The sequence below is a fragment of the Yimella lutea genome (genome assembly GCF_006715095.1).
GTDB classification, from domain to species: Bacteria; Actinomycetota; Actinomycetes; order Actinomycetales; family Dermatophilaceae; genus Yimella; species Yimella lutea.
Genome location: NZ_VFMO01000001.1, coordinates 2,770,078 through 2,785,268 on the forward strand (window position 1 = coordinate 2,770,078; position 15,191 = coordinate 2,785,268).

The following is a 15,191-nucleotide window of genomic DNA, read 5'->3' on the forward strand; positions in this document are numbered from 1 at the left end:
GTTCAGGCGTGGTCGGAACGGAGTGCCGGATAGTCGGACCAGTCACCGCCGGCGAGACGCGACCATGCGGCGGCGGACGAGGTCGTGATGCCGAGGAGATCCGAGACGATCCGGGGATGCATTTGCCGGGTGAGCTCGATGAGCGCTGTGGTGCGTGCGCTTCCCGCGAGCAGGCCTTCGGCGCGAAGACGACGGCTCAGCGGGCCCGGGGTGAGGTGATTGCCTGGGTTCCGGCCGGGGAACAGCCATCCTTCAGGATGGTGCTTCGCGGCGTCGGCGAGATCGCTGATGGCGTCGCCAAGGATCTCGGGGAGCCCGATCGGCTCGGCCCCGACGGTCAGCGTGACGGGCCGCGAGCTCGTATCGATCTGTGTCCGGGTGATCGTGACGATGCGGGTCAGCTGGATGCCGTAGAGCAGTACGAGGAGCCCGGCTGCCCGGGTCTTCGGGTCCATGCCGGCATCCGACAGGAACTTGCGAGCCATCTGCCATCGGTGGTCGGAGGCGTAGCTTCGCCCTTCGAGGCGATGGGCTCGGAACTCGACTCGGAGGGTGCTCATCCGGTGCCGTCGTAGCCAGCGAGTGAATGGTGCCAGCGCGTCACGCTGGCTCGGTGAATCAGTCAGATATGCGTCGAGCCGGCGCTGCGGATAGGTTGCCAGCGTCTCTTGCTGTGACCGAATCTCTCGAAGAAGCGCGGCGCAGTACTTCAGCGCGGCCCGTTGCCTTTGGAAGCCAGCGGCTGGACTCGATGTACTGCGGGGTACCGCTCGGAAAGCCCGGGTGGACCGGAGGAGCTCCCAGGTGCAGTACCGGCGCAGGACCAGCCGGTCCTCGGCATGCTCGATGCCCGCCAACCATCCATCGAGCCAGTGGTCGAAGCGCGTGCCTTCGACATCGATCTCCGGAAGCACTCCTGAGCGGACCAGAAGCGAGAGGAGGAACGCTACCGACTGTCCCGACCGAGCTCGGGTGATGATCGCCTCGGCGGTGAGTGGCAGGGTTCCGTCCGCGATCTCGCGGAGCACCATCGCGCACTTGCTCTTGTGCATCCAGCGTTCGAGCGATGCGGCTTTGCTGTGGTGCGTGAGCAGATAGTCCGCAAGGGGGTGGAGGTCCGCGCGGATCTCTCCCGCGTCGTCGGCGAGCAACTGCTGGATCGCGACGGGCCGGCGGCACTCGACGCAGAGATGATGCTTGCGGATCTCCTCGATCGAGCCACACCCAGGGCAGGCCATCGTCACCGGAGCGCCCGCGCAGTCGGCGCAGACCTTCTGACCGTTCATGAAACCGGTCAAGAACACCCTGCGCCCGCACTCGGGACAGGGCTGCGGTCTACGCATCGCGTAATAGCAGCGTGCGCATACCCGTCGCCCGTCAAGGTGGGAGGCGACCCGGCCAGGTTCTCCGCAGAGACCGCAGGTCTTGATCGGTGCGGTATAACAGGCCAGGCAGACGAGTTCCGGGCGGCGGACGATGATGGTCGCGTGCTGCCTGCACCGCGAGCAGTCACCGAACGATCGAGGGTCGGCTCGCCAGCATTCGCGGCAGAAGCGCTGTCCGTCGATCGTGCGCTGCACGGGTCGGACCCGGCCACAGGAAGCGCAGGAGACGGACCTGGCGTTCCGCTCGCAACGAGAGCAGTGCCGACCACCGCTCGGCGTCTTGTGGGGCATTCTCACCGAGCGGCCGCAGGACTCGCACGTCGGCAGCACTACCCGGTCTGCTCCTTCTTCTACCAGCGCGCGGGCCAGATCCTGGACGGTCACCGGCACATTCGCATGCCGCCCCTCGAGGACCCCAGGCTGCTTGATCAGCGCGAGCTCAAGAAGCCGCTGCGTGAGGGGCACTGGCGCAACCGAATGCACGATCTCAGCGAGACGCTCGGGCAAGATCTCGGGAACGAGGGGACGCACGAGGTCGATAACTTCCGTGACTCTCGGCTGCTGCGGAGGCTTGGCCACCGTGGCTACTTCGTACGCGGACGGCGGATGGTTGCGCGGACAGGACGGAGATCACCGATCGACCCGCGCGTCGCTTCCTCGCCCACGGCCACCGGGGTCGATGCCTCTCGGCGAGCGATTGTCACGAGATCGTCGAGTGAGCACTCCAGCGCATCGCACAACGCCGCCAACACGTCGAGACGCACCCGCTGAGGCGGTTGCGTCACCAGCCGATACACCTGCTCCCTGGACAGGTCGATCCCGCGTTCCTCGAGCAGTGGCTTCAGCTTGGAGGTCTGGAAGATCCCGCGCGAAGCCATCACTCTGCGGAGATTCCATCCGGTGTCGAGCTCAACGGTCATCAGCTTCTCCTTCGATGAGGGCCTTCAGTGCTTCCGCGAGCACCCGGTTCTTGTAGTCCGAACTGACGGAGGCGTAGATCGAGGTCGTCGAGGCGTGCATGTGCCCGACCTGCTCCTGGACGAATCGATCGGCATAGCCGAACTCCAGCAAATGCGTGACGTAGGAATGCCGGAGGCTGTGCAGCGTCAGATCCTTCGACAGGCCAGCCTCGTCCCGCAGCTCCGCGAACCTCCGGTCGAGATACCCGGCGGACAGACGCGTGCGACGCTCGGTCACCCAGAGCGCGTCAAGGTCAACTCCGGGCGCGAAGCGTTCCCGGGCCTGCTCGAGCCATTGCTGCATGCCCGGCACCCACCAGTCGAACTCGGGCACCAGCAGCACCGTCCGCCGCCGCGGCGCACCACCTCCTGCAGCCTTCGCCCACCGCACGTGTATCGCGCCGTAACGCCCCCACTGGCGCATCTTTGCGTTGTGGTGCAGGTCGACGGTGTCGAGCATCACCGCCTCCGTGCGGCGCAACCCGAACGCGTAGACCGTCTTCAGCAGTTGTGCGTCACGCAACGCCCCGAGAGCGCCCTTCCGGCCCGACGCCACGAGCAGCTCGACGCGAGCGTCGGCGGTGTCGAACAGGCGCTCGATCTCGTCGTACGTGAACGGGCGGCGTTTCCCGTCCCCCTCGAACTCAAACCGGTGCGCGACCGTGTTCCACGGCCGACACACCTGGGACGGGACCTCACCGAACTCCCGGTCGCAGATCTCCATCCAGTCGTACAACGGGTTCGTGAGGTAGTCGCAGAATCCCCGGATGGACCCGTGATTGGCGCGCATCGTCGACAGCGTGCGAGTGCGTCCGCCCGATTCCGCGGTGAACTCATCCACATCGGCGACCGTCCACCTCCACGGGGGCTTGTCCACGAAATCACGGAACCGCGACACCGTCGCCGTCCGATTTCGAATCGTTTGCTCGCGGAGCCCGCGTGACAACTGCTGGTTCCGCCAGCCCTCGATCATCGCGTTGAAGACCTGTTCCTCCGGGTTCGCCAATGCGACGTTCGACGCTGACGTGAGCAGCCGAAGCGCCGCTGGAGAGGCCCCAAAATCTTGCATTAGATGCAACAAAGTATGGGACAGTGCATCACCGTGTCAACTCAGATCCCGGCATCCGCGAGATCACGCTGTTATCGTCGGAGCAGTTGGGTACCGAACCAGACGAATAGGCGTCGTTTGCAAGTGTGAACAGTTGCATTCACTGCAACATGCGATGGTTGCCGGTTCCCCGGCCGTGCCCTTCGTCGAGCTTCCAGTGCGGACGGTCTGCGCGACGCCTGGGCCGCCGTCGAACACGCATGGCAGTCGGCGATCCGACGCGTGGACGCCATGCAACCAGGTTCGGTGGATGCCCAGATCGGGGACGAATGGTCATTCGCGCAGACGGTGCGCCACCTTGTCATGGCGACGGACACGTGGCTCCGCAAGGCAGTGCAGGGCGTGGAGCAGCCCTATCACCCCGCTGGTCTGCCGGACACAAGCTTCGTCGAGGACGGTCGCGACACCAGCGTTTTCAGCGTGGCGTCCCCCGGCTGGGCCGAGGTGCTGCAGGCCCGAGCCGACCGAGTGGGCATGGTCCGGGAGTTCCTGGGGTCCGTCTCCGACGACGAACTGACGTCGACTCGACCCAACCCGCATGCCCCTGAGCACCAGGAGACCGTCCTGTCGTGCGTCCGGACGATCCTCGAAGAGGAGTGGGAACACTTGCGGTACGCAATCCGCGACCTGGACGCTCTCGAGAGGAGCCAGCAGGAGGATGCTCCCAGAGGCTAGACCAGATGGAAGCCTTTGGTAGGTCTTCGAACCCGGGCCGGCCCCGCTCCAGTCGCTTTCATGAGCAGAAGAACAGTGGGGCCCACCCACAGTTTCCTGCGAGCACGCGCCGGCGGCACGCTTGCCCCGCGGCCGTCAGTTCGGTCGCGGAGCAGTTGGACGTGACGTTTCCCTCATGACGAAAGTCGATCGTTCTTTCCAACCCAGTTCGCCGTGTGAAGGATCCATCCGAGCGCGCGCAAGCACGACGTCGACGATGGGGACGTACTTCAGGCGGCCTAATGGACGCAGTAGGTCGAGTTCCTGGAGGACGACACTGGCCCATTGGGATTCGACACCCACCTCCGACTACTGGAGGCCTTCGAGAGCGGCAACGAGCTGGCGTTCCGCCACCGGCGCCGATGTCCACGAACGCTGCGACAACGCCAACCGGCGCCTCTGCAACCAAGCCTTCTTCATCAAGATCTACATCGACGAAGACGACCAACTCCGAGTCGAAAACAGCAGACCCTTCGAAATGCTCCTCGATCCCCAGATCAACGCCAACGCCCTCACGTGGGCCCAGGACAGCAACAAGGCCCGAACCGAAACCATCCAAGATGGCAAGGGTTCGAGCCTTGTGCGTGGGGTGGAGCATAGGGGATTCGAACCCCTGACCTCTTCCATGCCATGGAAGCGCGCTACCAACTGCGCCAATGCCCCAGGTGGGTTGTCTGCCTCGTTCGGGCGACTGGACTAGCTTACTGACCCTCCCCCACGACACCAAATCGGGTAGGGCCGTACGGTCTTGACCCGTACGCGCCGCGCAACGACCTGTTTGCGCGGCGACTGCGCCCGACCTCCACGGACGCGTGGGATGCCGGGCGCAGCCGCGCGATGGTCAGTTGGTAGCGAAGAACTTCTGCAAGTCCTGAAGCACCAGCCCGGCGCCGGTGGGGCCGGGCCCAAGGAACCACACGTCATCGTTGACTCGCTGCGGCGATGCGCGGCAGTGTCATCGTCGGCCCGCGAGCGCCGTCACAGGTGCTGACCGCCGACCTCGTGAAGCAGGTTTTCGGGCTCGCGTGCCGGGTGATCGAAGACCCCGAATCGCACACCCCGCTGGTCATCCCGCGGATGAGCCGTCCGCACCCGATCGAAGACCCGATCGTAGATCGGGGCGCCGGGGACGATCAGGCGTGACCTCGCGCGTCGCACGCTTCTTGCGCACGTAGAGCTGGCGCCGGACGCGTGCCACGACGGTGCCGTCGCGCAGGGTGAGCTCGGTTTCGAACCACGGCAGCACCTTCTGCCCCGACGCCGCCTCCGCGCGGATCGCCTCGGCCATCTCGGCCGAGACCTCGAAGCGTCCGTAGACGGTGCCGACACCGGGGCTGACGTACTCGATCTCGGCGGCCTTGTCCCACACGTAGTAGTCGGTGCCGAGCTGGTGCATGAGCAGCAGGGCGTGGAAGGCGTCGGACATCGCGCCGATGGAGCCACCGTAGGCGGTGCCTTGCTGGTTGCGGTTGAAGCGGGTGAGCTTGAGCTCCACCCGGCAAACGGTCCAGTCGTCGCTGAACTCCTTGACCCGTAACCCCATTCCGAGAAACGGCGGGTAGAGGTTCATGCCGCGACGCAGCATGTTCGGGCTGAAGCGGCGGCGTTCGCCGTGGCGGGAGGTCTTGCTCATGCGTGTGCGTTCCACTTCTCGATGCGCCAGCCGTGGGCGCCTTCGGACAGTTCCACCCAGTGGCAGTTGTGCAACCCGCCGAGCGCGAGCCAGGCGGCGTGCAGGTCGATGCCGACCAGGGACGCAGCGAGCGCGCGACCGGCGACACCGTGGGTGACGATCAGCCCGAGGCCGCCCACCGGGAGTTCGTCGATGAGGTCCTTCGTCGCGGCGAGCGCGCGGGCGGCGACCTCGGCGACGGTCTCACCGGTCTCACCGCGCCGGACGTCCTCGCCGCGGGCGATCGCGTCCAGCTCGGCGCCGTGGCGTTCGCGGACTTCCTCGCCCGACTTTCCTTGCCACTCACCGACATTGATTTCGCGCAACCGCGGATCGGATTCGATGTCCTGGCCGGTCAGCCCGACCACCGCCTGCGCGGTGGCGTACGCGCGGCGCAGGTCACTGGAGCGAACGACATCCGGTGTGCGTTCGGCGAGCACCGTCGCTGCCGCTGCGGCCTGCTGAAGGCCGACCTCGGAGAGTTCGGTGTCGAGCTGGCCTTGCCAGATGCCGCCTGCGTTGTGGGTGGTCTGGCCGTGACGCAGCACGATCAAACGCTTCGGGTTCTTGCTGAGCATAAGCCGCTCGGACGGTCCCGGGATCGCCGCGATCATTCGGCGTCGGTCGTGGCCGCGTCCGTTTCGTCGGCGCCGCTCGGTAGTTCGAGGTCGATCGTGGGGCAGTCACGCCACAGTCGCTCGAGTTGGTAGAACTCACGCTCGTCGTCGTGCTGCACGTGGACGACGATGTCGCCGAAGTCGATCAGCACCCAGCGTCCGCCGCCGCGGCCTTCGCGGCGCACCGGCTTCACCTTGCGCTCGAGCAGGGCGTCCTCGATCGCGCCGACGATGGCGTCCACCTGTCGTTCGTTGTCGGCGGAGGCGATGAGGAAGACGTCGGTCAGCGCGAGATGCTCGCTGACGTCGAGCGCGACGATCGTGGTCGCCTTGAGTTCGTCGGCAGCGGCTGCTGCAGCCTTGGCGAGATCGATCGCCTCGGGGGTGGCGGTCACTGTTCCTCCTGCAACTCTCCGCCGCCGGGCAGGTAGAGCTGATATTTGTTGATGTACTGGACGACGCCGTCAGGGACGAGGTACCAGACCGGTTTGTCGTCGCGGACCCGGTCGCGGCAGTCCGTGGAGCTGATGGCCATCGCCGGGATCTCCTTGAGCGTCACCTTGTCCTTGGGCAGCCCCTTGTCGGACAGTTCGTGTCCGGGCCGGGTGACTCCGATGAAGTGCGCGAGGTCCCAGAGATCCTGGACGCCCTTCCAGGAAAGGATCTGCGACAGGGCGTCGGCACCGGTGATGAAGAAGAGTTCGGCGTCCGGACGCTGGGTCTTCAGATCGCGCAGGGTGTCGAGGGTGTAGGTCGGTCCGGGCCGATCGATGTCGACGCGGCTCACCGTGAAGCGCGGGTTGGACGCCGTGGCGATGACCGTCATCAAGTAACGGTGCTCGGCCGGAGCGACGTCGCGGCCTTCCTTCTGCCACGGCTGCCCGGTGGGGACGAACACGACCTCGTCGAGATCGAGCGTCGCCTGCACCTCGCTGGCCGCGACCAGGTGGCCGTGGTGGATGGGGTCGAAGGTGCCGCCCATGACCCCCAGGCGGATGGTCAGTGATCCGACCGTTCGTCGCGGTTGGTGACCTTCGGGTTGTCGTGCGGCACCTGCTCGCCGAGCTTGGGCGAGGTGTTGCGGAACGACCACAGGATGCCGAACATCAGAGCGAACACCGCCAGCGCGATCAGCCCGTACATCAGGTGCGGCATCGGCAGTTCGTTGTGGTGCAGCGGGGGCACATCGCCTTCGGCGACGATGGTCAGGACACGCGACGTCATGACGGCCACCTTACCGTCTGGTGTCGAGGGCGGCAGGCGTGCCTCTCCGGAGGCTGCGGCTCAGACCCGGATCTGTCCGTCGCCCTCGACAACCCACTTGGTGCTGGTGAGTTCCGGCAGCGCCATCGGGCCACGTGCGTGCAGCTTCTGGGTGGAGATCCCGATCTCGGCGCCGAACCCGAACTCTCCCCCGTCGGTGAACCTCGAGGACGCGTTCACCATCACGACAGCCGCATCGACGCGGGCGACGAACTCGCGTGAGGCCGCGCGGTTCTCGGTGACGATCACCTCGGTGTGTTGGGTGCCGAATCGGTCGATGTGATCGATCGCGGCCTCGAGTGAGTCGACGACACCGACGCTCATCTCCAGGCCGTGGAACTCGGTGCCGAACAGTTCGTCGGTGACCGGTTCGTTCGGCACATCGCCTGCAATGGCGCGCGAATCGTCGTCGAGGTAAAGCTTGACGCCGGCGTCCGCGAGTTGCTTCAGGGCGTCCGGCAGGAAGGTCGCAGCGATGTCGCGGTGCACCAGCAGCGTTTCGGCCGCATTGCAGACGCTCGGACGATGGGTCTTGGCGTTGAACGTGATCGCGCGCGCCGTCTCGGGGTCGGCAGCGGAGTCGATGTAGACGTGGACGTTGCCGATGCCGGTCTCGATCACGGGCACGGTCGCGCCGAGCACGACGCGCTGGATCAGTGCCGCTCCCCCGCGCGGGATCACCAGATCGACCAGACCGCGGGCGGTGATGAGTGCGTCGACGTCCTCGTGGCCACCGTCGAGCAGTTGCACCGAGTCGGCAGGCAGCCCGTGCGCTTCGAGAGCCACACGGAGCACCTCGACAATGACCGCGTTGCTGGACGCAGCGGCCGACCCACCGCGCAGGATCATCGCGTTGCCGCTCTTCAGACCGAGTCCGGCAGCGTCGACGGTGACATTCGGACGGGCCTCGTAGACCATTCCGACGACACCCATCGGCACGCGAATCTGCTTGATCTGCAAGCCATTCGCCAAGGTGGAGCCGCGCACGACCTCACCGATCGGGTCGGGCAACGAGGCAACGTCCTGGAGTGCCTGAGCGATGGACGCGACCCGTTCGGGAGTGAGCCGGAGACGGTCCTGAAGGCTCTCGGTCATTCCGCCGATGCGGCCGCGTTCGATGTCCTCTGCATTGGCGTTGACGATCCGGTGCACCGCCGCCCGCAGCGCGTCGGCCAGTGCGACCAGAACTGTGTCCTTCTCGGCGCGGCTGAGCAGGGCCAGCCGCTTGCTCGCCGTTCGTGCACGCAGGCCGGCAGCCTGGACGCGCTCGGTGGAGCTGACGGCGGTTTGGGACACGGCGGCGCTCATGGATCAAGCGTAGATCCGAGGCTGCCACAACCGTCGGCGTTGTCCAGATGCGGGCCCAGTACCGACCCGGTGTGGTCGTAGGCCCAGTACGGAATTTCTTCGTCGGCACCACCAGCAAGGAGTTTGAGCACCGCACTCGCGGCCGCCTCGCGGAAGTCGTAACTGTCCCTATGGTGTCGATTTCGCACTTCACGGGCGACCTTGTCGGCGACAGCCCTGGATGCGGGACGTGCAGGAGTCGCCGCGAACGCCATGGCCACAGCCAGTAGCTCGTCGTCCTCAACGCACGGCGCCTGTTGCGACCGGAGATCCTGCCGTCCGAGTAGTGTGTCGAGACACAAATCAAACCTGCGCGACCATGCCGTCGGCTCACCGACGGAGGTTGTCGGTGGTCCCGCCTAGAGTCTTCTCATGGGCACCAGTTACGAGTTCTACGAACCGGTCTCACCGGTCGAATTCGTTCTGCTGCAATCACTTTCGGACCCGAAACAGCGCTTGTTGAACCAGCTTCTGAACGCTTTGGGTTCACCCGCGGAGGTCCTGGAGTTCGCGGTTCAGATGTCGCAGGTCGCGTTCCACGGACTGCACGCAGACGCCGTCCACAACACCGGGTCCATCGCCACCGCCCGACCCGTCGACGTCGATGACCATCGCATGCTCGAGAAAGCAGTGACCGGTTCCACGCAGTTGGCATCGATCTCCCAAGCCGTCCAAGCCATGGCCATGGCTCGGTACGCCGCGATCGACGAAGAACTCTTCGACTCCGACACCGGGGTCACCGCCAAGGTCGAACACCCGCTCGGTCATCAGGCGCCGTTCGCCGACACCGACCTGTCCGCCGCGTGTCAGATGGCGCCCCGCACCGCCTCCGCCAAGATGTCGAACTCGATCGATGCGTGCACCAAGACCCCCGGGTTGTTGGCGGCTGCGGTCGAGGGTTCGATCCCGTTCTGGAAAGTGTCGCTGGTCGCGTCCGAGCTGGTGAACGCCTCACCCGAGACATCCCGCCGGGTCGAGCAGCACCTACTCGACACCAAAGGCTTCGACAGCTGGGGTTACCTGAAGGTGAAGACCGCGGCACGGGCACTGGTGACCCAGTGGGAGGAAGAAGCCGCGAAGAAGACCCGCCAGAAGGACGCCAAAGAAGCCACCGGTGTCTGGGTGCGCCCCTCCGACATCCCGGGCATGGCCGAGTTGTGCGCCGTCGGTCCCGCCGACCAGATCGCCCGCATCTACGGAGCCGTCGACCAACTCGCTGATCAACGCGCGAAGAACCCACCAACGGCCGATGACCCGGCCACAGATGCGAAGCCGACGCTCGGGCAACTGCGCCTCGGCACGTTGCACGACCTCGTCACACAAGGTGCTGACGTGACCTACCAGGTCGTCATCCAGATCCCCGTCGTTCGTGAAGAGCAACAGGCTGCAACAGCGGCCAAACGTGCCACCGACGACGCGGAACACGAGCCCGAGGCGTCCCCGGACGACGGATCACCACCACCCGGACAGTCCGCCACGTCCCCACGCGGCCCGAACACCACCGACCAGCCCACCAACACCCCCAGCGCTTCCGGTGCTTCCGGTGCTTCCGGTCCTGAGTCCGGCTCAACAGCAAGGAAATCGGACCACTGCTACACCACCGGGTGGGCACGGATCGCCGGGATCGGGTTCATCCGGCCCGAGGTGCTCGACGCGTTGATCGAGCAGTTCGGATGCCGCCTGACCCGGGCACTGGTCGACGCCGACACCGGAGTCACCTGCGAAACCTCGACAACCGCGTACGAGCCCACGCCGCGGATGAGGGAGTTCGTGCAACAACGCGACAAAACCTGCCGGTTCCCCATGTGCACCAGGACCGCCATCAGGTGCGACATCGATCATGTCGTCGAATGGCCCCAAGGACCGACTCACGGGCACAACCTCGCCGCACTCTGCCGCCACCACCACGACGCCAAGACCAAGAAGCACTGGGACTACCACATGAGCGACGACGGAGTCTGTACCTGGACCTCACGCACCGGCCGCACCTACATCACCTACCCCGACTCCGTGCACGACGCCTCATGAACTCAGCCCGTGCGGTCGGGTAGCCGTTCACGGTCACCGGGTTTCGGCGCATGCGCCCTCCTTCGTCGGGCGCATGGCTCAACCAGCGGTGAAGCGACAACTCAGTACAAACCTCGGTAGGGCGCATGGCTCAACCGGCGGTCAGGGGCGATTCAGACCGACCGGTGCGCGATGCACGGTGGCTACGACGTCGTCACCACGCACGGCGAGCGCGCGGACGACATGCCTGCCGAGCGCACCGGTGACCAGGGCGCGCACGGTCAGGACGCAGCCTCGCGCTGCTGGCGACGGGTGCGCAGGAAGGTGCTGACGAAGATGAAGATCAGCATCGCGACAGCGAACCAATTGGCGTACTTCGCGATCACCTTCACCAGGTCCTTCGCGGGTTCACCGATGTTGAACCCGAGATACATCCACACAGCGCGGTAACAGAGCGCGCCGATGAAGTCGATCAGCATGTACTTACGCAGCTTCATTCCGACGTCACCGACGAACGCCGCGACGATCGCGCCGGGCAGGAACGGGATGAACCAGGACAGGAAGATCGCGGGTGCGCCGTACTTGCGTGCCAGCCGCTCGGCGGCGGCACCGGTGCGAGCTGCCCACTTCGAGCGTCCGGACATGACCCGGATGATGTCGTGACCCCAGAGTTTGCCGGCCCACCAGAAGATCCAGTCGAACTTCACCGAGGTCAGGGCTGCTGCGAGCAGCGCCACCCACCACCAGGGCTCGTCGCCAGTCGCGAGCTTGGCGCCGATGTCGGCCATGGCGATGTTCGATCCGGTGACGAACGCGAGCACGTAGGAGTCGAGTCCGAGCAGGATCGGACGCAGCGGCAGCAGGATGATGCCGTAGAGGCCGAGCAGCGCGATCGCGGCCCAGCACTGTTTGTCCTGCTTGCTCGGCTTGCCCTGCCAGGGCAGGTTGGGGTCGTCCCACCACTCCTTGGTGGGCGGATTCTTCTCCGCGTCCGCCGCTGCCTGCTCGGCCGCGGTGGGTTCTTCGTGCGAGCCCGATCCGGGTTCGGACGGCTGGCTCATCGGGTTCCCTTTCGCAGCACGACCAGGTCGTCGCGGTGGATCACTTCTCGTTCGTACTCCGGCCCCAACGCGGCAGCCAGTTCCTTGGTGCCGCGGCCGAGCAACTCCGGCAGTTCGTGGGCGTCGTAGTTGACCAGGCCGCGCGCGACGACGGTGCCGTCGAGGGCGCACAGATCGACCGGGTCGCCGGCGGCGAACTTGCCGCTCACCGAGCGAATCCCGGCAGGTAGCAACGACTTTCCGCGCTGCACAACAGCAGCGACGGCGCCGTCGTCGAGCATCAGGCGCCCGCGGGAGGTGGTGGCGTGGGCCAGCCAGAGATGCCGAGCCCGGCGGACGCGCGGCTGAGGTGCGAACACGGTGCCGACGTCCTGCCCCGCGATCGCTGCCGCGGCCTGGGAGGCACTCGTCAGGACGGTGGTCACCCCGGCGCCGGTGGCGATCCGGGCTGCCTCGACCTTGGTCACCATCCCACCGGTGCCGACCGACGAACCGGAACCCCCGACGTCGATGCCGTCGAGTTCGGACTCGTCCAGCACCGTCTCGATACGCGAGGTGCCGGGGCGCGAGGGAGGTCCGTCGTACAGCGCGTCGACGTCGGACAGCAGCACGAGCGCGTTCGCGCTGATCAAGTGCGCGACCAATGCCGCGAGCCGGTCGTTGTCACCGAACCGGATCTCGTGGGTGGCGATCGTGTCGTTCTCGTTGACAACCGGTACCGCGCCCATCGCGAACAAGCGATCGAGGGTGCGTTTGGCGTTCGTGTAGTGACCCCGGCGGGTCACGTCGTCACTGGTCAGCAGCACCTGGCCGACCACGAGGTCGTGGCGGGCGAAGGCCGCGGTGTAGGCGGCCATCAGTGCACCCTGACCGACACTGGCAGCAGCCTGCTGGGTGGCCAGGTCACGCGGACGACGGGCCAACTTCAATGGCGCGAGACCGGCCGCGATCGCGCCCGAGGACACCAGGACGACATCGGTGCCCTCGATCCGGCGCGCGGCAAGGACATCGGACAGCGCGGTGACGGCGTCCGGATCCAGGCCTCCCCCGGGCCGGGTCAGCGAACTCGAGCCGATCTTCACGACCAGCCGGTTCGCCGTCCGGACGGCGGCGCGCAGGTCGGAGGTCACGACCGCGAGGATACGTGCAGTTGTTCGGTCACGGGTTGGGCGACCACGGTCGCGGCGCATCCGGCGAGGCCGAGCACCGGTCCCCACCACACCCCGGCCGCCGAGAGCACGGCAGCGACACCGAGAAACAGTGCGCAGCCCAACAGCATTCGATGGCCCGGACGCAGCCGGTGGTCCGCGTTCGGTGACATCCAGCGATTCCAGGTCAGGCCGAGGAGCACGACCACGAGGATGACAGCAGGAATGGCCCAGGCACCCGGCGCGATCCTGGCGGCGGCATATCCGGCACCGACGAACAGCGCGATCTCACTGAGGAACGCTGCGACGGCAGCGACCCACACTGCGTTGCGGTTCACTCGTCGTCGGTCCAGACGCCGGCGTCACGCTCGGTCCACAGCTCCTCACGCGCTTCGCGCTGGGCGTCCTTGCGCGCGTGGAAGTCCTCCCGCTTCTCCGACCGGGTGGGACGCGACGCACCTTCGTCCAGGCGCAGGTCCGTGCCACGGGCACCGAGCAACTCGGCTCCGGCCTGCAGCGTGGGCTCCCAGTCGAAGACCACCGCGTTGTCGGCCGGACCGATGACGACGGTCGAGCCGGGCACGGCGCCGGCCTTGAACAGTGCTTCCTCGACGCCGAGGCGGGCCAGGCGGTCGGCCAGGTAGCCGACAGCCTCGTCGTTGGCGAAGTCGGTCTGGCGCACCCAGCGGGTGGGGCGCTCGCCGACGACGCGGAAGACCGGTTCGTCGGCCGGGCCTTCCTTCTTGATCGTGAAGCCGGAGTCGTCGACTGCCTTGGGACGCAACACGGTTCGTGTCGGTGCCGTGTCGCGTTCGATCTCGGCGCGGGCCCGTGCGACGTGCTTGGCGAGTGAGAACGACAGTTCCTTGAGCCCACGGTGCGCGACGGCGGAGACGATGTGCACCTCCAGGCCGCGGGCCTCGAGATCGGGCTTGACGAACTCGGCGAGTTCGAGTGCGTCCGGCACGTCGGCCTTGTTCAGCACGACGATGCGGGTGCGCTCGGCCAACGGCTTGCCGCCGAGGGTCGCGTCGGGCACGTACTCCGAGAGCTCGTGCTCGATGACGTCGAGGTCGGTCATCGGGTCGCGGCCGGGTTCGAGGGTCGCGCAGTCGACCACGTGCACCAGCACCGAGCAGCGCTCCACGTGACGCAGGAACTCCAGACCGAGGCCCTTGCCCTGGCTCGCGCCGGGGATAAGTCCGGGGACGTCGGCGATCGTGTAGCGCTCGGAGCCTGCCGTGACCACACCGAGGTTCGGGACGAGCGTGGTGAACGGATAGTCGGCGATCTTCGGCTTCGCGGCCGACATCACCGAGACCAGTGAGGACTTGCCCGCGGAGGGAAAACCGATGAGCGCGACGTCGGCGAGCGTTTTCAGCTCCAGCACGACGTCGAACTCGTCACCGGGCTCACCCAGCAGCGCGAAACCAGGGGCCTTGCGCCGCGGCGAGGAGAGCGCCTTGTTGCCCAACCCGCCGCGTCCGCCGCGGGCCACGATGAATCGGACGCCGTCACCGACCAGGTCGGCGAGGATCTCGCCCCGGGTGTCCTTGACGACCGTGCCCTCCGGCACCCGCAGGACGAGGTCTTCGCCGTCGGCACCGTTGCGCTCGTCACCGGCGCCGGGCTTGCCGTTGGTGGCTTTGCGGTTGGGAGTGTGGTGGTACTCCAGCAGCGTCGTCACCTGGGTGTCGACCTCGAGCACGACATCGCCGCCGCGTCCGCCGTTGCCGCCGTCGGGGCCACCGAGCGGCTTGAACTTCTCGCGTTTCACCGATGCGACGCCGTGGCCGCCCTTACCGGCGCTGACGTGCAGCAGCACCCGGTCGACGAAGTTGGTCGCCATCGCTGAACCTTCCGTTCAAGAAAAAACCTGTGGATGAAACCGACAGGGTGGGTCCGATCAT

Annotated in this window: 15 protein-coding genes and 1 tRNA gene; 2 read left to right on the forward strand and 14 right to left on the reverse strand. The window is 66.5% G+C overall.

All coding sequences use genetic code 11. The features are described from left to right. Positions 1 to 2: 2 nt before the first annotated feature. The 3 genes from FB459_RS13375 to FB459_RS13385 all read right to left on the reverse strand — a co-directional run bounded on the left by FB459_RS13375 (position 3) and on the right by FB459_RS13385 (position 3,350). Positions 3 to 1,286 carry a hypothetical protein gene (locus FB459_RS13375; protein ID WP_229660029.1) on the reverse strand — a complete coding sequence of 428 codons (1,284 nt, stop codon included), beginning with the start codon at positions 1,284 to 1,286 and terminating at the stop codon, positions 3 to 5. A gap of 683 nt (positions 1,287 to 1,969) precedes the next feature. Next, positions 1,970 to 2,305: a helix-turn-helix domain-containing protein gene (locus FB459_RS13380; protein WP_026936353.1), complete on the reverse strand. Its 336-nt coding sequence runs from the start codon at positions 2,303 to 2,305 to the stop codon at positions 1,970 to 1,972. After that, positions 2,295 to 3,350 (reverse strand): tyrosine-type recombinase/integrase, encoded by a 1,056-nt coding sequence (locus FB459_RS13385; protein WP_141928846.1) that lies wholly within the window; start codon positions 3,348 to 3,350, stop codon positions 2,295 to 2,297. Before FB459_RS13385 ends, FB459_RS13380 begins: the two co-directional genes overlap by 11 nt. Positions 3,351 to 3,620: 270 nt before the next feature. On the opposite strand from FB459_RS13385, the gene FB459_RS13390 reads away from it, so the two are divergent. Beyond that, the gene (locus tag FB459_RS13390) at positions 3,621 to 4,127 is read left to right on the forward strand and encodes a DinB family protein (protein ID WP_129625630.1); all 507 of its coding nucleotides are present in this window, start codon (positions 3,621 to 3,623) and stop codon (positions 4,125 to 4,127) included. A 629-nt stretch (positions 4,128 to 4,756) separates the two neighbouring features. Here the strand turns inward: FB459_RS13390 and FB459_RS13395 are convergent. The 7 genes from FB459_RS13395 to FB459_RS13430 all read right to left on the reverse strand — a co-directional run bounded on the left by FB459_RS13395 (position 4,757) and on the right by FB459_RS13430 (position 9,026). Beyond that, positions 4,757 to 4,829 (reverse strand) — tRNA-Ala (locus tag FB459_RS13395). A gap of 403 nt (positions 4,830 to 5,232) precedes the next feature. Then, complete coding sequence (locus FB459_RS13405) at positions 5,233 to 5,799, reverse strand: DUF4442 domain-containing protein (RefSeq protein ID WP_141928847.1); 567 nt, start codon at positions 5,797 to 5,799, stop codon at positions 5,233 to 5,235. Next, positions 5,796 to 6,452 carry a histidine phosphatase family protein gene (locus FB459_RS13410; protein WP_141928848.1) on the reverse strand — a complete coding sequence of 219 codons (657 nt, stop codon included), beginning with the start codon at positions 6,450 to 6,452 and terminating at the stop codon, positions 5,796 to 5,798. Before FB459_RS13410 ends, FB459_RS13405 begins: the two co-directional genes overlap by 4 nt. Beyond that, positions 6,449 to 6,850 carry a ribosome silencing factor gene (gene rsfS, locus FB459_RS13415; protein WP_141928849.1) on the reverse strand — a complete coding sequence of 134 codons (402 nt, stop codon included), beginning with the start codon at positions 6,848 to 6,850 and terminating at the stop codon, positions 6,449 to 6,451. The genes FB459_RS13410 and rsfS overlap by 4 nt, the downstream gene beginning before the upstream one ends. Then, positions 6,847 to 7,437, reverse strand: coding sequence for a nicotinate-nucleotide adenylyltransferase (nadD, locus tag FB459_RS13420; RefSeq protein ID WP_141928850.1), 591 nt, complete (start codon positions 7,435 to 7,437; stop codon positions 6,847 to 6,849). The genes rsfS and nadD overlap by 4 nt, the downstream gene beginning before the upstream one ends. Before the next feature lie 17 nt (positions 7,438 to 7,454). Then, on the reverse strand, positions 7,455 to 7,679 hold the full coding sequence (locus FB459_RS13425; protein ID WP_141928851.1) for a hypothetical protein: 225 nt from the start codon (positions 7,677 to 7,679) through the stop codon (positions 7,455 to 7,457). A gap of 60 nt (positions 7,680 to 7,739) precedes the next feature. Continuing rightward, the gene (locus tag FB459_RS13430) at positions 7,740 to 9,026 is read right to left on the reverse strand and encodes a glutamate-5-semialdehyde dehydrogenase (protein WP_141928852.1); all 1,287 of its coding nucleotides are present in this window, start codon (positions 9,024 to 9,026) and stop codon (positions 7,740 to 7,742) included. Between the two features lie 411 nt (positions 9,027 to 9,437). Between FB459_RS13430 and FB459_RS13435 the strand changes: the two genes are divergently transcribed. Next, positions 9,438 to 11,093 carry an HNH endonuclease signature motif containing protein gene (locus FB459_RS13435; protein WP_141928853.1) on the forward strand — a complete coding sequence of 552 codons (1,656 nt, stop codon included), beginning with the start codon at positions 9,438 to 9,440 and terminating at the stop codon, positions 11,091 to 11,093. A gap of 260 nt (positions 11,094 to 11,353) precedes the next feature. On the opposite strand, the gene FB459_RS13440 is transcribed toward FB459_RS13435, so the two are convergent. The 4 genes from FB459_RS13440 to obgE are packed head-to-tail and all read right to left on the reverse strand — an operon-like array spanning position 11,354 to position 15,130. Further along, on the reverse strand, positions 11,354 to 12,133 hold the full coding sequence (locus tag FB459_RS13440) for a DedA family protein (protein ID WP_129625621.1): 780 nt from the start codon (positions 12,131 to 12,133) through the stop codon (positions 11,354 to 11,356). Then, on the reverse strand, positions 12,130 to 13,323 hold the full coding sequence (gene proB / locus FB459_RS13445) for a glutamate 5-kinase (protein ID WP_141928854.1): 1,194 nt from the start codon (positions 13,321 to 13,323) through the stop codon (positions 12,130 to 12,132). Before proB ends, FB459_RS13440 begins: the two co-directional genes overlap by 4 nt. Continuing rightward, positions 13,260 to 13,619, reverse strand: a complete 360-nt coding sequence (locus tag FB459_RS13450; RefSeq protein ID WP_170221921.1) for a DUF2568 domain-containing protein — start codon at positions 13,617 to 13,619, stop codon at positions 13,260 to 13,262. The genes proB and FB459_RS13450 overlap by 64 nt, the downstream gene beginning before the upstream one ends. Then, the gene (obgE, locus tag FB459_RS13455; protein ID WP_141928856.1) at positions 13,616 to 15,130 is read right to left on the reverse strand and encodes a GTPase ObgE; all 1,515 of its coding nucleotides are present in this window, start codon (positions 15,128 to 15,130) and stop codon (positions 13,616 to 13,618) included. The genes FB459_RS13450 and obgE overlap by 4 nt, the downstream gene beginning before the upstream one ends. Between the last annotated feature and the right edge of the window lie 61 nt (positions 15,131 to 15,191).